Source organism: Shewanella decolorationis, assembly GCF_004354305.1.
GTDB classification, from domain to species: Bacteria; Pseudomonadota; Gammaproteobacteria; order Enterobacterales; family Shewanellaceae; genus Shewanella; species Shewanella decolorationis.
Map to the genome: position 1 here is coordinate 1,896,160 of NZ_CP037898.1, position 16,922 is coordinate 1,913,081.

Below are 16,922 nucleotides of genomic sequence, written 5' to 3' on the forward strand. Positions count from 1 at the left end.
TGGCATCAATGTCATGATTTTGTGACAGCTTCAGCCTGCGCAAATTCGCTTAAAAGGGGGCTAGGGTATATGATGCTTACCCTAGCAACCGAGATAAAAAATTAGGTTAGGGAGTAGCTAGTTAATGAATCTAAAGCAGAAGTGGGACGTTTATTCCCGCCTGACTCGACTCGACCGTCCTATCGGCACCTTGTTATTGCTCTGGCCCTGTTTAATGGCGCTGGTACTCGCAGCGGGTGGAATGCCTGATATTAAAGTGTTGATTATCTTTATTATCGGTGTAGTGATCATGCGTGCCTGTGGCTGCATTATTAACGACTATGCCGACCGCGACCTCGACTCCCACGTTGAACGCACTAAATCCCGTCCCCTCGCCAGTGGCGAAATCAGCACTAAAGAAGCGCTATTGCTGTTTGTGATCTTAGGCTTAGCTGCTTTTGGTTTGGTCTTACTGCTCAATGGTTTAGTGGTTAAGCTATCTGTTGTCGGCATTATCCTCACCATTATCTACCCCTTTACTAAGCGGGTAACGAACATGCCGCAGATGTTTTTGGGTGTGGTGTGGAGTTGGTCGATCCCCATGGCCTATGCGGCGCAAACCGGTGAAGTGCCCATCGAAGCCTGGTGGTTATTTGCCGCCAATTGGTTCTGGACTGTGGCCTACGACACCATGTACGCCATGGTCGATAGGGATGATGATTTAAAAATTGGTATCAAATCGACCGCCATTCTTTTTGGCAAATACGACCGCCAAATCATAGGATTATTCCAACTTGCCGCGCTGCTGTGTTTTATCGCCGCGGGTTGGAGCGCCGACCGTGGCTTGGTTTATGGTTTGGGATTACTCACCTTCGTAGGCTTTAGCACTTACCAGCAAATGCTGATTTTTGGCCGCGAAAGAGCACCTTGCTTTAAAGCCTTCCTCAACAATAACTGGGCGGGATTAGCCTTGTTTGTTAGCTTAGGCGCCGATTACCTGTTCTAAGTTTTCCTCTCCGTTTGTATGAGAGCTATCAGGTGTATCGCCTGATAGCCGCTCAAAACTCATTAAAAATCTGCTCAACACTCAACTCATTGACTCGAAACGCTATTCATCTGCGAAGGCAAACTTGTCGAATCTAGAGTTTCAGAGGCTTTATCCTCAGAAGCTTGAGTCTCTGCACATTGGTAAGCATTACCCATCATGGTCACTGAGCCTAAAAACTTAAGCGGTTGATAGAGATAAACCGTATCGGCACCGAGCGCATGGCCTTTGATGCGTAACTCGTTGAGTGTGCCCCATACCATATCCCTATCACTGTGCAGCCAATAATCATAAAAATGCCCCTGCGAGCCAATAACTGTGCCTTTATAGGTACAGTTTTCAATAGCGACAGAGTTTTCCCATAATATTTTAACCTGTGCCGACTCCTCGGTTGGAAAAGTCACACATGCGGTCAAATTAATACCGAGTAATAACACTAATATTGCACGAAAATTCATTGATATATGCCCAATTCCACAATTGAATAAAGATGGAATAATTAAATAGCTAAGTCTTACTTACGACCTAATACTTTAATGCCTGCTTTACTGCGGTCAGAATTACCATACACTTCAATTTTTTTTACGCAGCGACGGGCACCGAGTGATTTCCATTCGCTGTGCTCATCCTTTCCTAGCTCAGTATCAAAGCGGACGGTGCGAGTTTTATCATCCCCATAGGTGATGACGACACGATCGATACTCACATCTCTTTCTGCTTTGATTCTAATGTGTTTGGCTTGGCGGCAGATGATAAGCGGGATGATTGCTGGGTGGTCGCCAATTCCGAGTAATAGGGTGCGGCCTAAGGTGATCTCATCGTCCTTATCATCGTTTTTTGCATAGGCAACTGACGTGGTAAACATCAGTAGTAAACAGATAATAAGTTGGTTGATTATTTTTTTCGAAAACAGACTGGTTTTTAATAGCATATAGCCTCCAAAAAATGGGGCCGAATCATAAGTGATTTAAATATTCCTAAATAGTTTTTTAATTGGTGAATGCGGCGAGTATCACGGGAATTTTTATAAATTATCAGTAAGTGTTTTTTATCCTGATACAAATGTAATTTCAATTTTGACGATATTATTTTTGTTTTTAATTAGGCTGAAATATCCATTAAATGATGACAATTTATCATCTGCTTAACACTGCCAAGTTCTGCTGCTTGGCTAAATGCTGTAATTGGGATGTATTTTTCTGGTAGATTGTAACATCTCGCACTTGGCTCGGTCGCTTATCGCCGCATTAGCTGTAAGCAAAGCAAGCACGAGTCGCTACAGGATTTATTCAATGGAGGTGAAGTATGCCGTGCCGACTAACACAATTGTTTGGGATCCAATTTCCAATTATTCAAGCGCCGATGGCGGGCGTGCAGGGCAGTGCACTGGCGATTGAAGTATCGCAGGCAGGCGGATTGGGTTCCTTGCCCTGCGCTATGTTATCCCTCGAAGCGCTCGAGGCCGAGTTAACCGAAATCCGCAGCAATACCACTAAACCTATCAATGTGAATTTCTTTTGCCATAGCGAGCCTTTACCGCAGGCGGCCAAGCAAGCGGCTTGGCTCGAACAGTTAGCCCCCTATTTTGCGGAATTTAATCTCGACCCAAATGCGCAGCCTGCTGGCGCGCAGCGTACACCCTACAGCAAGGCGCAGGCTGAGGTGTTAGCCAAATTTAAGCCCGAGGTGGTGAGTTTTCATTTTGGTCTGCCTGACGAAGAATTGCTGCTGGAAATCAAGTCCTGGGGCTCAAAAGTTATCTCCACGGCGACCACAGTCGAGGAGGCGCTCTGGCTCGAAGCCCGCGGCGCCGATGCGATTATTGCCCAAGGTTTAGAGGCTGGAGGGCACAGAGGACACTTTTTATCCGAGGATTTAACCGAGCAGCTCGGCACTTTTAGTCTATTACCGCAGGTGATTGCGGCGGTGGATATTCCTGTAATCGCCGCTGGCGGGATTGTCGATGTAGCCACAGTGCGCGCCGCCATGACGATGGGCGCTTCGGCGGTGCAAGTGGGGACGGCCTATTTACTCTGCCCTGAGTGCAACACCAGCAGCATTCATCGTGAGGCGCTGCAAAGCGACGCCGCGCAGCATACGGCGCTGACGAACTTATTTTCTGGTCGACCCGCCCGCGGCATAGTGAACCGCTTTATGGCCGAGATGGGGCCGATAAATGAGTCTGTGCCAGACTTCCCCTTGGCATCCTCGGCGGTTGCAGGCTTAAGAGCGGCGGCAGAGCGACAAGGATTTGGAGATTTTAGCCCGCTATGGTGCGGTCAAAATGCCAGTGGTTGCCAAAACATTCCCGCAGCCGAGCTAACGCGGCAATTGGCTTTAGGCTTAATGGGTTAATGTTTGAAGTTACAGGTGCAAAGTTAGCATTTACTGTTTACCTCAAAGACTCAAGGCCGCGCCATAGGTATTTTCAGCCATTTGGCCTTTGAGATATTCGAAGGCCTTTGGGGATGCCAGCAGCACTGATACACTACTCACGCTTTAGTTAAATGTCGTTGCCCATGGAAAGCACTGCGCAATAAACTGGCTCACAGAATGGGGAAGGCCCAAAGGCTGGTTGTTGCTTGGCACTCTGCCAAGTTTTCCGCCTTGTTGTTGGATTCTATTGTGGGAGTATGTGGATGGCACAGATTATCAGTAATGCTGCGGTGGGTCGCACCCTATTGATTTTATTGCTGTGTGCTGGTGTTTTCTTTTTTATCGACTTTCTAGTCCCCGCCTTGGCCGCTCTGATCGTCTGTTTCTCCAGTTGGCCGCTGTACCAAAAATTAATGGTTAAATGCGGTGGTCGCTCGGCGCTGTCTGCCACCATCGCGTTAGTCTTGATTATTGTTGGGCTTATAACGCCGCTGATTTTTGTATTTTCCTATGCTTTACAAGAAATTAGAGCCTGGGTGGAGTGGCTAGTGTATGCCAACCAGCATGGCGCTCCCGTGCCGCTGTGGATTAAGGATTTACCTTGGATTGGCGAGTGGCTCACCCTGCAATGGCAGCAGTTTATCGGTGAACCCCATGAGCTAGGTAAGATAGTCAGTGCGATTAGCGGTCAGAATCTGAGTGGTATTTCCCGCTGGGTACTGCAACTGGGTTGGAATACCTTAGGTTTGTTGTTGACCCTGCTGTTTATGCTGATCACCTTGTTTTTCTTATATAAAGATGGCGAGTCGGTCGCCAAACAGCTGGATATTGTCGGCGAGCGCATTCTTCCTGCCCGCTGGCATCGATTCTCCCGCGTGGTGCCTGCGACTGTGAGTTCAACCGTTATCGGCATGACGCTTATCGCCATCGGCGAGGGCATAGTGTTGGGGATTGCTTACTGGATTGCTGGCGTACCTTCGGCCGTGGCCTTTGGGGTGTTGACCGCGTTTATGGCCTTAGTTCCCGGCGGCGCGCCAACCATGTTCACTTTGATCTCATTCTATTTAGTCGGCACTGGCGATATGACGGCGGGGATCGGCTTATTCCTATGGGGCAGTATCGAGCTGTTTATTGTCGATAAAACCCTAAGGCCCAATCTGGTGGGAGGGCCAATCAAATTGCCTTTCTTGCCGACCTTCTTCGGGTTGATTGGCGGGGTGAAAACCATGGGGTTCGTTGGCCTGTTTGTCGGCCCAGTATTGATGGCGTTGCTGATTGCTATCTGGCGCGAGTGGTTAAGGGATGAGCCCAGAACTGAATCGGATTCGCCAGAGGCTTTGAGAGCAGTATCCCAAGAGACAAAGCGCGTAGATTAAAGCTGGCCGTATGTCTGTTTGCGCTCTTCGGTATAAAACCACCAAGGTTTAGGGTCATCACCCGCCATAAAGCGGGTGATAGACAGAAACACATCCAGTACGCAGGGGTCGTGTCTTTGGCCGGTTTTGTCACACAGAGTGCGATACATTTGGTAGGGATTTTGCCCTAGCAATTGTACTGGCGTCTCTATGCCGAGCAGACGTAAATCCGCCGCGCTTGCTTTACCAATATTAGGTAAATCCGTTAATTGTTTGACCTTGGCTCGCACCACTTTTGCTGGATTCATTATTTATCCCTAACTAAATGAAATATATGAATTATTGCGGTTTTCTGCTCGTTATCCTGCACTCTCTATCTTGAGAGTTGAAGGTGAACTTATGTATAAAATCTAGGCTAGTTTGCCGCCTTTCCCTTCCTTGGTAAAGGCGGCAAAAGTTTAGAGCTTACTGATATCGACGTTCAGGCTGTCTAAGTGTTTTAGAATGTCGGGGTTCACATTCGTATCGACACGCCCGCCTAAGTGCTCAGCAAAAAACTGTTCGGTGGCGACAATCGAGGCCAGCTTGTTGGCTCGCTTACTAAAGCCATGTCCTTCATCTTTTGCCAGTATGTACTTAACGGGCAAAGACTTTTGATACATCTTCTTGGCGATATTATCCGATTCTATTTGGGTGACGCGTGGATCGTTCGCCCCTTGGATCAGCATCAATGGCGCCTTGATATTATCGACATAGTTAATTGGCGAGCGTTTTTCCATATCTTGCTTCTGCTCGGCAATTTGCGGATCGCCAACCGACTCAAACCATTGGCCTAAATAGGGGCGCCAGTAGTCGGGGAAGGAATTCATCAGTGTCACTAGGCTCGATGGCCCCACATAGGCGATCACCGCATGGTACAAGTCAGGTGTAAAGGTCGCGCCAGACAGTGCCGCATAGCCACCGTAGGAGGCACCGAAGATCCCTAAACGTTGTTTATCGGCAATACCTTGTTCGACTAAGTAATTGGCACCGTCGGTGAGATCGTGCTGCATGCTGCCAATGCCCCAGTTACGGTTACCTAGGTTTAAGAACTTCTTACCGAAACCCGTCGAGGCGCGGAAGTTAGGTTGCAACACGGCATAACCACGGTTGGCATAGAACTGGGCAATCGCGTGGAAATAACCCGAGTCGAGTGTCCAAAAATCCCGTGCCCAAGGGCCGCCATGGGGCAGGATAATGGTCGGTAGCTGAGTCTGTTTACCTTTAGGTAGTGTTAAATAGGCTTGGATTTTCACCCCATCCCGCGCGGTATACACGATAGATTGACGTGGCGAGAGTTGATCCGCCGGAATACTGGCCGGAATGTCTACTAACAGATGGATATCCCCTGTGGCGGCATTGTATTGATAGTCCGCGCCTGCGGCTCTGTCGCTGGCGACATGAATTTGCCACAGATGGGTTTTCTCGTTCATCTCGCCAATTGTGATTTCAACATCTTGATTAAAATGACGATTAATCACATCCCAATGGCGAGCAAACTCGGCATCTAAGGGATAAACCCGTAAACGTCCACCATAGTAACCAACCGCTAAGGGCTCGCCCGCATCGCTAAACTGTACCGCAAATACGTCTGCCTCGTTGTCGGGATCCCTGTGAATGGTTTCATATTTACCCGTCATCAGATCGACTTTCAGCAATTCCTGCTTATCGCGATCACCGATATTGGCGCTGATATAGGCGAGCTTCTTATCATCGTTCACTTTAAGAATATCGATGCTCTCGCCCTTGGCACTTTGAATGATCTTGCGCCAATTGCCGTCGATAAGCACATATAAGGCATTGGTGTTATCGAGATTACTGCTACTGGCAATCACAGGTTGACCCTGCTTATTAAACTTCACCTGAGTAAAGCTCAGCTCGTTCTTCAGGATTGGGATTAACTTGCCGTCGTTGATATTGAGCAGATAAATATCCATGCGGCTCGAATCGTCGTGGTTGGCTTGAATAACCAGCAAATCAGGATTGTCTTTTACCTGCTCGAGCACGCTGTATTGCACGTCGTCCTTATGGGTTAAGCGCTGCTCTTTAGCGGTGATCTTGCCCGCGTGTTCTTCAAAGCTCAGCTTGTAAATCTGGGTGTTCTCATTACCGCCTTTGTCCTTCATAAAGAATAAGTCATTGCCCTTGGCGGACCATTCAAAGGCGCGGATGGGTTCTACCGATGTGGTCAGTGGCGTGGCGCTGGCGAGGTCGCTCTTATCCGCCATCAGATAGATATTACTGGCCCCTTGGTATTCCTTTACAAAGGCGAGCCATTTGCCATCGTCGGACATTTTTAAATGGCGAATGCTTTGCTCGTTAAAGAAGTTTTCGATGGGAATAAGCGGTGCCTCTTTTTGCTGCGTTGCGGCAACTTGAGGTTGCACATTTGGGGTATCAGCAGTGCTGCAACCCGTCAGTAGCAGTGCGGCGGCAATGGCAGCACTGCATAACTGACTCGTAAATGGAAATTTTTGCATTGTCGTAACCTTAGTTTATGAAAGTTGACATTATGCTAATACGAAAATTAATTATCGTAAAACAATAAAATTATATTTCTTTGTAATATTTTTTGTCGAAGGATTATACTGGTGCTCGTTCGCTATGAACGGCTTGGGATGATGTTTGGGTGAGTGGATGAATCAAAATTTTGAAAAATTAATAAAAATCAGCGGTTTTTGTCGCTGGCTGGTGCTGTTATCTGCGGTGGCAATTATCGCCCATCTGCTTTATAGCTATTGGGCCTATGATGAGATCCGCTTCAATACCAGTAATTCCCAGTTCCTCGAACTGTGGAACTTGCCGAACGCTAGCCGAAACCTGTTACTCGCTATGCTAACCCCTTTATTTATCTCACTTTTAGTTGGTGTTTATTGGCTGCAACGGCTGTTATCCTGCTATCAGCGGGGGTTGTTTTTCAGTGATGAGAGCATGAAATGTTACTTGTGGCTCGTATGGCTGAAAGCCGCGGCCTTAGTGTTTGAAATGCTACAAAACTTAGGCGTAGGCTACTATCATCAGTCATTTTTTGAGGATGGTCGCATCGAATTAGTGCTCGATTTTGGCAATATCACCACGATTTTATTGATGTTGCTTATCGTGTATTTGCTTAAAGCCGCCCGCGATTATGAGGCGGAAAACAAAGAGTTTGTTTGATCTTGAATATTATCGTTAATTTAGACGTCATGATGGCGATGCGAAAGGTGAGTTCTAAGGAGCTGGCCAAAGCGGTGGGCATTACCGAGGCTAACTTGTCCTTGCTTAAGCGGGGCAAAGTCAAAGGGGTGCGTTTTGATACCTTAGCGAGTATCTGTGAATACTTAGCCTGTCAGCCGGGGGATATTTTGGAATACCGCAAGGATGTCGAGCAAGACACGTCGGACTAAGGAAGAGGCCTAGGCTGTATGCTGTGCAGCCTAGGCTTGTTATTTTACGCTTTTACTAGCTGAGTTAAATCCGCCGGGCGATAGTACACCGACTTTAATACCTTGCCTTGGCGCACGACTTTACCCGCCATTTCCACATCCTTAGCGCATTTAGCGATAATAAACTCGCCCTTTTTGCTGCCAACGATTTCAACGCCTTGCTCGGCATAGAAGGCGATAGTCTCTGCCAGTTCCTGCTCATTGCGGCACACTTTGCTCATGTTGCTCGAATGCACTTCATCCCAGCAGGCGATAAAGTCGATTTCACGGTTTTTAGCCACACACAGCAGTAAGTCGATAAGGTAGCTGATTTCTAGGCGGTCACTCATTTTGGCCGCGCCTAAATGCACTAGGCGCCCCATTAATACATACACTGAATCGACAATAGCATCGGCCTGCTCGATACGGCTATCGGCTTCGGCAAGTTCGGTTAATTCCTCAATAATCAGCGAAGTATGAAGCGTATCTGCCTTTTCATCCAAGGAGCTAGCATCGTTGACGGCGAGGTCGAAGGTGCTGCGAAACTCACTGATATCACGGTACAAGTGGTCATAAATAGGTTGAGTTAAACAAGTGAGTTTCATCGGGAAGCCTTAGATTTTATCAATGGGTTTTACGAATCGATTTGCAAAATCGATTCATGGATAACAGCGGCAATTCTAAAGAAAGGTGGCGCAGAATACAAAGCGCGCTGGCGATAAGCTAAAAATACCCGCTGCCAAATCGGGGAGCAGCGGGCTTCGGCAAAGAGTAGGGTGGGTACCGAACGGAGATTTGATTCATGCATTAGCTAAGCTAAAACCAACTTAGCCCTTTAGTGCAGCGCTAATGAGTGCCCAGCGAAATCACTGGGCGTATTTAGCGATAAGTTTATCTAAATAGGGGGCGACATCTTTGTCTGTCCAATCAAGATAGCCACGGACAAAGCCGACAAGATTACCTTTTGCATCAAAAGCATAAGTAGCGGGGACAACGTTAGCAGGGATAATCTGCTCGATGTTTTTGCCAGGGTCGAGCCAAGTGCTGTAGTTGCTAAAGCCATGCTGATTAAGAAAAGGTCGCACCTCTTTTACTTCTTCATCAATCGAGATGGGCACTATGGCGATATTCTTATCGGCAAAATGTTGTTGAAGTTTTTGCAGCTCTGGGATTTCCCGTAAGCAGGGTGTGCACCAAGTTGCCCAAAGGTTTACTAAGGTCAATTTACCTTGGTATTGCTTTAGGGTGTGTGTTTGCCCGGCTTCATCTACAAACGGGACTTCAGGCACGCCGCGGGCATGCTGCATCTCGATAAAGCCTGTCATAACTCTGGGTTTAGGAATGGCTTCTCCTGTCTCGTACAACTTATTTTGAAGAGAATGGGCCTGAACGGTGCAGCTCAGCAGCCATGCGGTGCAAAGGAGAGTGAGCTTGGTGGTGTAAGATTTCATGGGGTTATCCTTCTATTCAAACTGAGTAATCGGGACTATGTTCTAAACGCTATGGTCTGCGTTTTATTAGTGCCAGCCCTAAGCCCAATCCAACGACCAGTAGTACTATAGGGCCGAGCCAGAGTGCCAGTGTGGCGGGCTTAAATTCGGGCTGATAACGGATTTTCTCGCCGTAGCGCTGCACCATAAAATCGAGGATCTCGTCCCGCTTATAGCCTTGTTCCAACAGTGAAAAGATTTGCCCTTTAAGCTCATGGGCAATCGGTGCCTGAGACTCAAATAAGGTTTGATTGGTCGCCATAGGGCAGCGCAGCACTTTGCTGATCTCTATGGCTTGCTGTTGATAGGAGGCGCCAAGGTTGGGAGCCTCCTGCGCCGTTGCTAGAAAAGTTGCGCCTCCAAAGCAGAGACTCAGTGATAGCAACCAAAACAATAGGCTCAAATAAGGCGAGCGAAACAGTGGGTTCATAACGACATTGTCTCCCTTGGTGAGTTGGTTACATTCAATGCCTTTGTTTGTGCGACTCTATGAGGTTGTTTGATTGGCCATGCGGCAATAGCGCCCGCAAGCATCATCAATAAGGCGCCCAGCCAGATCCATGTGGCTAAGGGTTTATAACTAATGCGGATCAGGTATTCGGTGTCGCTCAGTTGTAGCCCCATTGAGACATAGAGATCCCGCCAAAAACCGTGGTCTATGCCCGCATGGGATACTTCCATACCATTACTATTAAAGGTTTGCCGTTGCGGATGGAGGTAACCCAGTACAAGATCATCCTGCTTGGCATCGCGGATGCTGATATTGGCCTGAATCGCTGTAAAGCTTGGGGTTTCTACTGGTTCTGTGCTTTCGTACACCAGCACATAATTGGCAAGCGGTTTACCTTGGCTTGGTCCCATACGCAGCAGGGCTTCCTGCTCAAAAAACGACACTGAGGTTGCGCCGATAATGGTGACCGCCACACCCAAATGACCGACTAGCATGGCCAATCTGGCGCGCTTTGATTTTGTCGATATAGCGGGCTTAGGTGTGGTCAATGCTTTAGATTTCACCCTTACACTCATCCCAAGACTGCAGAGCAAAAATAGTGCACTAGCGCAGCCAAAGAATAGGAAGAGTGCACCATCGGCTTGGGTTCGAACCGTCATCAGCGTTGCGATAATCACAATGGCGACAGAGGGCAAGGCTAATACCTTGAGTGGCTTGCGAGTTGACGCCTTCCAAGCGATTAACGGCGCTATGCCCATTAAGATCACTGCGATAAAGGTCAATGGAACAAACATGGTATTGAAATAGGGGGCGCCGACCGACAACGTGCCTAAGCCTAGCAGCTCGTAGATCAGGGGATAAAAGGTGCCCAGCAGAACGGAAAAGGCTGCAACCACTAATACAATGGCTCCAAGGAGTAACAGTGTCTCTTTGCTCAATAGGTTATGGCTGACTTCCCGTTTCAACGCTGGCGCTTTGATTGCAAAGATTAATAGTGCAGCACCGACAAAAAGCACCAATAAACAGAGGATTGACATGCCTCTGGTGGGATCTGCCGCGAAGGCATGTACCGATTGCACTATGCCGGAGCGCACCAAAAAGCTGCCTAATAAGCTCAGCGAAAATGCCAAGATGCACAAAAATAGCGTGGTCAGAGCAAAGCCTTGGGTCTTTCTTGTCAGCACTAGGGAGTGCACTAGCGCGGTGGCAACCAACCAAGGAATAAAAGAAGCATTTTCAACGGGATCCCAAAACCACCAACCGCCCCAGCCCAGCTCGTTATAGGCCCACCAGGAGCCAAAGGCATTGCCGCCGGTGAGGAATATCCACGCCAATAATACCCAAGGCCGCAAGTATTCGAGGTGGCGAGCAGCTAACTTCCCTCCAATGAGTGATGCAAGCGCCGCAGCAAAGCAAACTGTGAGTCCGACATAGCCTAAAAACAGCATAGGCGGGTGCAGTATTAAGCCAATGTCTTGCAATATCGGATTGAGGTCGCGCCCCTCAATGGGGATGTTGGGCAGCAAACGGGCAAAAGGATTGGAGGTAAAGAGTAAAAACAGATTAAAGCCAAGGATAACGAGAGCGAGAATCGCCAGCAGTCGCGCAAAATAGGCTTTATCTGTCCGCATATCGGCATTACCTAAGCCAGCGAATTTGCCCGCTTGGCGCCAATTGATAATGGCCCCCCATAACGCGATGGCTAACACCCAAAACAGCATCGAGCCTTCATGGCTGCCCCACACAGCGGCAATTTTATAGCCGAGGGCAAGCTGGCTATTGGAATGGTTCGCCACATAGGCAACCGAAAAGTCATCGACCACAAAACAATAAATTAAGCTAAGCAGTGCACTTAGTAGGGTAAAAAAAAGCGCATTAAAAAAACTGCTTCCCCAATTAATCAAATAAAGATGGTGCTTACTTATTCCTACTAAGTGAAATAAAGCTGAAAAGAGTGCCAATACAGTACTCATGATCAGCAATATGTGCCCGATTTCTGGAATCATATTTATCATTAATATTTCCTGTATAGCATTATTTGTCGCATCTCATAAACACTGAAATTAATGATGGTTTAAAATTTTTTAGCGGTTAATCGCTACTCACTTATTTATTGTTGCCTTGGTAAGTTGGACATTGAGTCTTTAACCAATCAACGATTTGCTCGCAGGGTAACTGAGTATTTTCAAAAGGAATGTGATCTGCCTCGGTATTAAAATGGTCATTCATGTCTTTGGTGGTTTTTGAAAAATCAAACCGATTTTTAGGTTTTTTTAGAACTAAAAAAACGGATTTAAAATCTAAAAAATCACTAAAATAGAATAGTTATATTGTTGATTTTATTTATATTTAATGTTTTTAGCTCTATTGATTTCTGAAGCGAAAATTAATGTGCTCTAGCGCAGATTTTTTGCTTTTTCTCTCATTCATCATGCAGTCACTGGTCAATTGTTTATGTCGTTCAGTGAACAGTTAGGTTCAGTGGAAAATATAAAACTAATGATAAATTAGGAGTGAATGATGAAGCGATGGAAATCCAAAGTAGCATTAAGCGTGCTATTTTGTTTAGGTTCTGCCGTAAGCGTTACCACAGTCGCCTCCGATGCTAAGTCGGAGGGTAAAGTGGTGCCTGGCGTGGGTAATAAACAGCAATCCCACTATACTCAAGATATTTTGGCTAACCCCAATTTAAATGAAAATCTAATGGAAAAATCCCGCGGTGTGAAAACATTGCAGGATTATATTGTTCAAGAGCAAGAATTGTTTGATTTTCTATTTGAAAATCACCCAGTTTTTAAATATAACGCAGAAGGTCGATTAAAGGGCACTTATAAAGTCAGTGACCGTGGTGAAGAATATTTACACGGTGGTGACAGTGTTGCTTACAGCAAACACAGTAAAGAAGTGAACCCTACAGATGGCACCGCGGTGCGTTACAGTTCCTACAACGATGGTCAACGTCCAAAGGCGTTGCAATATCGTTTAGGGGCGAAATCGATTTTAGATTTCCCTAACAAGTTTGTTGGCCCAGAAAAATGCGGTGAGTGTCATGGCCCTCAATACGAGAAGTGGAGACGTTCACGCCACTCTAAGACGATTCGTTTCCCTGGCGAGCATCCTGAGGTCGATAACGACCTGAAGAAAACCATGTATAGCACTAAGGATACCTCGATTTTGCCATCGGGTATTACGCCAGATGCTATCTACGCCACTGTCGGTACACCACGTACCAAGTATGGCTTTATCGACGCTTACTTAGTGCGCGGTACTTACCACGTTAAAGATGGTCTGTTGAAGGACGGCACTGGGACTATGGTCGCCGGTGGTAACCAATTCTCCCGCGGTTGGGCTGAGTGGTTAACCCCTGAAATGGCGGCAAAAATCAATAAAGCCATCCCAAGCTTCCCTGTCAAAATGGAAGACTTTGGAACCAGCGGTTCACACCAATGGGGCATGAGTTCATACGGTGCTAAGTATGAGAAGGAATTCCTGTTCCAACCTGCTAGCTCCTACTGCGAAATGTGCCACACCTTTAAGTTTGACTTCCAAACGAAGGATGAATTCTTCGCGGCCTTAGGAAACCCGAAAGAGCTGCAAAAGCACACTATTGCCAAAGGGATTACCTGTGAAGAGTGCCATGGCGCCGGTGGTCACTTAGACGGCGGTATCGGTGGTGGCATGCCATCTAACTGTGAACGTTGTCACCAACGCTTCAACTTTGTTGAAGAGTTGGCTGAAACGCCACAGGGTCAAGAAAAGCTGGAATATGCCTTCAACGTGAAGATGAAATCTTCTTGCCCATCCTGTGGTACTGAAGGTTCGCAAATGTTTGCCTCTGCACACTATGACAAAGGTATGCGTTGTTCAACCTGTCACGATCCACACGAAGTGACTGATGGTGATTGGAAATCTGGTACTACTAAGCCAAAAATCATCAAACAGTGTACTGACTGTCACACGGCTCAAGCCGAGATCGCCAAGAACACCAACACCCACAGCAACCAAACTTGCCAAAGCTGTCATATGCCAAACATGGGAAGCTGTGAAAACTTCACTGCCATCCAATTCCCAGATATGGCGGGCTTCGACAACGTGCGTAAGTCACACATGTGGAAGATTGATGTCGACCCACTGCGTAAGACCCTTAACCCACCAGAAGGCAAGTCTCGCGATGCGACCACTAAGGGCTGGACTGTGGCGAAAGACGAGAACGGCTACAACTACCTCGACCTGATGTGGACCTGTGCCCGTACGTCGGCCTCTGACCACGACGTAACTGAAAACAAAGGTTGTCATAGCCAGTTCCAATCCGAGCTAGAAGTTGGTCTGCACTTCGAAGATCAGATGGAAATCTACGGCGAAGTTCAAAAGTGGCAAAAACCCGTTAAGGATACTTTTGCTCAAGTAGAACAAGCCCTTGCCCGTATCGACAAGCTGTTAGAAGTCACCAAGCTGTCGGTAGAAGACAAGACTCAAGTGTTGATGTTGACCGACAAAGCCCAAGATGTTGTCCGCCTGATCAAGGCTGACGGTTCATGGGGTGTCCATGGTCCACGTTACTCACTGAAACGTCTCGACGCTGCCTTGACCTATGTCACTCAAGCCCAAGCCATTATTGATGCTAACGGTTTGAGCGCACAGAAAATGTAGTTCGACTCGAGTCTAACTTGTCCCCGGCACGCGAGTGTCGGGGGCTATACGAGGCCAAATGATGAATAAAGCGATTCGACACAGCCTGTTAGGCGGCTTACTGGTACTGAGCCTAGGTGGCATGAGTTTACCCGTCGCGGCTGGTGGTGGCTCTGATATCTCCGAGGCGCCCTATAACGAAATTCAGTTGAATCCGATTTCCATGCGGGAAGCCGAAACCTTAGTCGGTCAGCCAGGGGTTTATTTTTTCGATGTAAACACGCTGGAAATCTGGGCGGAAGGTTTTATCCCCGGAGCGGTTTTTTTCAATGTGCAAAATTGGCGAGAGCTTCTGCCAAAGAATAAAGACGCTGTGATGGTGTTCTATTGCGCTAACCGTCTTTGCACCGCCAGCAACATGGCCGCACGGGAAACCATGAAGCTAGGTTACACAGGTGTGCGACATATGGCCGATGGCATCTTCGGTTGGCGCATGTCGGGTAGAGCAACAGAAAAACCATAGTAATCAAATAAATATTATTAATCGGTTATGGGTTATCCCATACGTTTTCGGCTAAAGCACTAAAGCCCAAGGGCTAAATTGTAGAGAACATAAAATGAAAATATCTATGCCAACTTCTTTTATCCCAAAAACCCTCACAGTGGCGACCTGCGCAGCTTTGTTTGTCTCTATGACGAGCTTTGCTGCCCCAAGCCTTAAAACCGATGCAGATAAAGCCTCTTACAGCATTGGCGCCTCAGTGGGTAATTACATTTCTGGCCAGGTTTATAACCAAGTGGAACTGGGCGCAGAGGTGAATGTGGACTTAGTGGTGCAGGGCTTTGTCGATGCCTTGAAAAAACAGCAGCAATTAACCGATGAAGAAGTGCTGACCTATCTAAATCAACGCGCCGAAGAGCTAAATCAAGTGAGAAAGGCTAACGCCGAGAAGCTCGCCGCAGAAAACACTAAGGCAGGTGAAGCCTATCTTGCTGAAAATAAGAAGAAATCAGGCGTAACCGTTACCGAGTCAGGCCTGCAATATGAAGTGTTAACCCAAGGCACCGGCAATAAACCCAACCCTGAAGATGTGGTCACTGTCGAGTATGTCGGCAAGCTTATCGATGGTACTGAGTTTGAAAACACCATTGGCCGTAAAGAACCCACCCGTTTTGCCCTGATGAGCGTGATCCCGGGTTGGGAAGAGGGCTTAAAACTCATGCCTATGGGCTCGAAATACCGTTTTGTTATTCCAGCAAACTTAGCCTATGGCAATGAATTTGTAGGTGAAATTCCACCGCAATCAACTTTGATCTTTGAAATTGAGTTGAAAAATATCGAAAAGCCCAGTGAGAAAAAAGAAGCCCGCATGATGGGCATGATGCCAGCCCACTAAGGGCTAAACATTGGCTTAGGTTCAGTGAGTGATGAACTTGGATAGGCGAGCGTTGAGGTAAAGCATGGCAAGTTTAGGATTCAGCATAGCACTGCTGTTAAGCGGATTTGTGGCTTGGATTTTCTGGCAACACGCGCGTTTAAACCTGCTGCAATCGGTGGAGAGGCTCCCTCAAGTCTCCTACCTTGTGCCCGCATTGAGCAGTGGTTTGCTGCTATTGCTCACGCTCGCTATCTATAGCCAAACGGGGCGTTATCAGGATTGGGATACAGGCAAACTCAATGAAAACATTGACTATTTAGTGGCTGCCGACATCACCAAAGCTCTGCGCCTCGTGGATGAACAACCGCAAAACCCGTTGGCATTACAGGCGCTTGCCGAGGCTTACAGCGCCGGTGGCTTATATGCCGATGCGGTGCAAACCCTAGACAAACTGCTTGTGTTGGTGGGGGAGGATGCAGAGGTGCTCGGCGCTAAGGCCAATGCCCTCTATTACCGCGATGGTCGGCAAATGACCGCAGAGACCCAAGCACTGATTGCACAGACGCTTGCGCTTGCGCCCTTTGAGCCGCAGACGCGGATGCTACAGGCCAACGACGCCTATCTCCATGGGCGCTACCAAGAGGCGATAGACCATTGGCAAGCATTACTGGCGCAGCCAAGGGCAGAGATTAATCGTGAGGCCCTGTTAAACGCCATCGGCAAGGCTGAAAGCAAATTGAATGAAAGTGGATATTAATCAAGTCGCTAGCCATTT

Annotated in this window: 18 protein-coding genes; 9 read left to right on the forward strand and 9 right to left on the reverse strand. The window is 47.5% G+C overall.

Going from position 1 to position 16,922, the window contains the following annotated elements; translation table 11 throughout:
* The first annotated feature begins 124 nt into the window (after positions 1-124).
* The gene (ubiA, locus tag EYR25_RS08695) at positions 125-985 is read left to right on the forward strand and encodes a 4-hydroxybenzoate octaprenyltransferase (protein ID WP_023268898.1); all 861 of its coding nucleotides are present in this window, start codon (positions 125-127) and stop codon (positions 983-985) included.
* Between the two features lie 86 nt (positions 986-1,071).
* On the opposite strand, the gene EYR25_RS08700 is transcribed toward ubiA, so the two are convergent.
* Together EYR25_RS08700 and EYR25_RS08705 are read right to left on the reverse strand one after the other, a co-directional pair.
* Positions 1,072-1,482: a DUF4156 domain-containing protein gene (locus tag EYR25_RS08700; protein ID WP_133179384.1), complete on the reverse strand. Its 411-nt coding sequence runs from the start codon at positions 1,480-1,482 to the stop codon at positions 1,072-1,074.
* Between the two features lie 56 nt (positions 1,483-1,538).
* A complete protein-coding gene (locus tag EYR25_RS08705; RefSeq protein ID WP_133179391.1) occupies positions 1,539-1,955 on the reverse strand; it encodes a DUF2541 family protein in 417 nt (138 codons plus the stop codon).
* Positions 1,956-2,329: 374 nt separating this feature from the next.
* On the opposite strand from EYR25_RS08705, the gene EYR25_RS08710 reads away from it, so the two are divergent.
* Both EYR25_RS08710 and EYR25_RS08715 read left to right on the forward strand, forming a co-directional pair.
* Positions 2,330-3,379: an NAD(P)H-dependent flavin oxidoreductase gene (locus EYR25_RS08710; RefSeq protein WP_133179395.1), complete on the forward strand. Its 1,050-nt coding sequence runs from the start codon at positions 2,330-2,332 to the stop codon at positions 3,377-3,379.
* Between the two features lie 284 nt (positions 3,380-3,663).
* Positions 3,664-4,776, forward strand: coding sequence for an AI-2E family transporter (locus EYR25_RS08715; RefSeq protein ID WP_133179397.1), 1,113 nt, complete (start codon positions 3,664-3,666; stop codon positions 4,774-4,776).
* Here the strand turns inward: EYR25_RS08715 and EYR25_RS08720 are convergent.
* Complete coding sequence (locus EYR25_RS08720) at positions 4,773-5,063, reverse strand: helix-hairpin-helix domain-containing protein (RefSeq protein ID WP_133179399.1); 291 nt, start codon at positions 5,061-5,063, stop codon at positions 4,773-4,775. The genes EYR25_RS08715 and EYR25_RS08720 overlap by 4 nt on opposite strands.
* A 150-nt stretch (positions 5,064-5,213) precedes the next feature.
* On the reverse strand, positions 5,214-7,274 hold the full coding sequence (locus EYR25_RS08725; protein ID WP_133179401.1) for a S9 family peptidase: 2,061 nt from the start codon (positions 7,272-7,274) through the stop codon (positions 5,214-5,216).
* A gap of 157 nt (positions 7,275-7,431) precedes the next feature.
* Here EYR25_RS08725 and EYR25_RS08730 point away from each other — a divergent pair, with 157 nt between their 5' ends.
* Together EYR25_RS08730 and EYR25_RS08735 are read left to right on the forward strand one after the other, a co-directional pair.
* Entirely contained in the window at positions 7,432-7,950 is a 519-nt protein-coding gene (locus tag EYR25_RS08730; protein ID WP_133179404.1) for a DUF2975 domain-containing protein, read from the forward strand.
* A gap of 2 nt (positions 7,951-7,952) precedes the next feature.
* Entirely contained in the window at positions 7,953-8,180 is a 228-nt protein-coding gene (locus EYR25_RS08735) for a helix-turn-helix domain-containing protein (protein ID WP_133182796.1), read from the forward strand.
* A 44-nt stretch (positions 8,181-8,224) separates the two neighbouring features.
* Here EYR25_RS08735 and EYR25_RS08740 read toward each other — a convergent pair whose 3' ends face one another.
* The 5 genes from EYR25_RS08740 to EYR25_RS08755 are packed head-to-tail and all read right to left on the reverse strand — an operon-like array spanning position 8,225 to position 12,154.
* On the reverse strand, positions 8,225-8,803 hold the full coding sequence (locus EYR25_RS08740; RefSeq protein ID WP_023268889.1) for a nucleoside triphosphate pyrophosphohydrolase family protein: 579 nt from the start codon (positions 8,801-8,803) through the stop codon (positions 8,225-8,227).
* 29 nt (positions 8,804-8,832) lie between these two features.
* On the reverse strand, positions 8,833-9,006 hold the full coding sequence (locus EYR25_RS21195; RefSeq protein ID WP_165953484.1) for a hypothetical protein: 174 nt from the start codon (positions 9,004-9,006) through the stop codon (positions 8,833-8,835).
* A 58-nt stretch (positions 9,007-9,064) separates the two neighbouring features.
* On the reverse strand, positions 9,065-9,649 hold the full coding sequence (locus tag EYR25_RS08745; RefSeq protein WP_133179406.1) for a TlpA family protein disulfide reductase: 585 nt from the start codon (positions 9,647-9,649) through the stop codon (positions 9,065-9,067).
* A 49-nt stretch (positions 9,650-9,698) separates the two neighbouring features.
* Positions 9,699-10,118: a cytochrome c-type biogenesis protein gene (locus EYR25_RS08750; RefSeq protein WP_011715695.1), complete on the reverse strand. Its 420-nt coding sequence runs from the start codon at positions 10,116-10,118 to the stop codon at positions 9,699-9,701.
* A complete protein-coding gene (locus EYR25_RS08755) occupies positions 10,115-12,154 on the reverse strand; it encodes a heme lyase CcmF/NrfE family subunit (RefSeq protein WP_133179409.1) in 2,040 nt (679 codons plus the stop codon). The genes EYR25_RS08750 and EYR25_RS08755 overlap by 4 nt, the downstream gene beginning before the upstream one ends.
* A gap of 505 nt (positions 12,155-12,659) precedes the next feature.
* Between EYR25_RS08755 and sirA the strand changes: the two genes are divergently transcribed.
* The 4 genes from sirA to EYR25_RS08775 all read left to right on the forward strand — a co-directional run bounded on the left by sirA (position 12,660) and on the right by EYR25_RS08775 (position 16,904).
* Positions 12,660-14,789, forward strand: a complete 2,130-nt coding sequence (gene sirA / locus EYR25_RS08760) for a dissimilatory sulfite reductase SirA (protein ID WP_039978842.1) — start codon at positions 12,660-12,662, stop codon at positions 14,787-14,789.
* A gap of 58 nt (positions 14,790-14,847) precedes the next feature.
* Positions 14,848-15,291, forward strand: coding sequence for a rhodanese-like domain-containing protein (locus tag EYR25_RS08765; RefSeq protein ID WP_207953683.1), 444 nt, complete (start codon positions 14,848-14,850; stop codon positions 15,289-15,291).
* Positions 15,292-15,385: 94 nt separating this feature from the next.
* Positions 15,386-16,165 (forward strand): FKBP-type peptidyl-prolyl cis-trans isomerase, encoded by a 780-nt coding sequence (locus tag EYR25_RS08770; protein ID WP_133179411.1) that lies wholly within the window; start codon positions 15,386-15,388, stop codon positions 16,163-16,165.
* Between the two features lie 64 nt (positions 16,166-16,229).
* Entirely contained in the window at positions 16,230-16,904 is a 675-nt protein-coding gene (locus tag EYR25_RS08775) for a nitrite reductase (protein WP_133179413.1), read from the forward strand.
* The last annotated feature ends 18 nt before the right edge of the window (positions 16,905-16,922 follow it).

Bases quoted from the DNA above. Each gene is read 5' to 3' on its own strand.
- EYR25_RS08700 (WP_133179384.1), bottom strand. From the start codon at position 1,482: ATGAATTTTCGTGCAATATTAGTGTTATTACTCGGTATTAATTTGACC.
- EYR25_RS08745 (WP_133179406.1), bottom strand. From the start codon at position 9,649: ATGAAATCTTACACCACCAAGCTCACTCTCCTTTGCACCGCATGGCTG.
- EYR25_RS08765 (WP_207953683.1), top strand. From the start codon at position 14,848: ATGATGAATAAAGCGATTCGACACAGCCTGTTAGGCGGCTTACTGGTA.
- EYR25_RS08750 (WP_011715695.1), bottom strand. From the start codon at position 10,118: ATGAACCCACTGTTTCGCTCGCCTTATTTGAGCCTATTGTTTTGGTTG.
- sirA (WP_039978842.1), top strand. From the start codon at position 12,660: ATGAAGCGATGGAAATCCAAAGTAGCATTAAGCGTGCTATTTTGTTTA.
- EYR25_RS08705 (WP_133179391.1), bottom strand. From the start codon at position 1,955: ATGCTATTAAAAACCAGTCTGTTTTCGAAAAAAATAATCAACCAACTT.
- EYR25_RS08715 (WP_133179397.1), top strand. From the start codon at position 3,664: ATGGCACAGATTATCAGTAATGCTGCGGTGGGTCGCACCCTATTGATT.
- EYR25_RS08710 (WP_133179395.1), top strand. From the start codon at position 2,330: ATGCCGTGCCGACTAACACAATTGTTTGGGATCCAATTTCCAATTATT.
- EYR25_RS08755 (WP_133179409.1), bottom strand. From the start codon at position 12,154: ATGATAAATATGATTCCAGAAATCGGGCACATATTGCTGATCATGAGT.
- EYR25_RS21195 (WP_165953484.1), bottom strand. From the start codon at position 9,006: ATGCATGAATCAAATCTCCGTTCGGTACCCACCCTACTCTTTGCCGAA.
- ubiA (WP_023268898.1), top strand. From the start codon at position 125: ATGAATCTAAAGCAGAAGTGGGACGTTTATTCCCGCCTGACTCGACTC.
- EYR25_RS08740 (WP_023268889.1), bottom strand. From the start codon at position 8,803: ATGAAACTCACTTGTTTAACTCAACCTATTTATGACCACTTGTACCGT.
- EYR25_RS08775 (WP_133179413.1), top strand. From the start codon at position 16,230: ATGGCAAGTTTAGGATTCAGCATAGCACTGCTGTTAAGCGGATTTGTG.
- EYR25_RS08720 (WP_133179399.1), bottom strand. From the start codon at position 5,063: ATGAATCCAGCAAAAGTGGTGCGAGCCAAGGTCAAACAATTAACGGAT.
- EYR25_RS08770 (WP_133179411.1), top strand. From the start codon at position 15,386: ATGAAAATATCTATGCCAACTTCTTTTATCCCAAAAACCCTCACAGTG.
- EYR25_RS08725 (WP_133179401.1), bottom strand. From the start codon at position 7,274: ATGCAAAAATTTCCATTTACGAGTCAGTTATGCAGTGCTGCCATTGCC.
- EYR25_RS08730 (WP_133179404.1), top strand. From the start codon at position 7,432: ATGAATCAAAATTTTGAAAAATTAATAAAAATCAGCGGTTTTTGTCGC.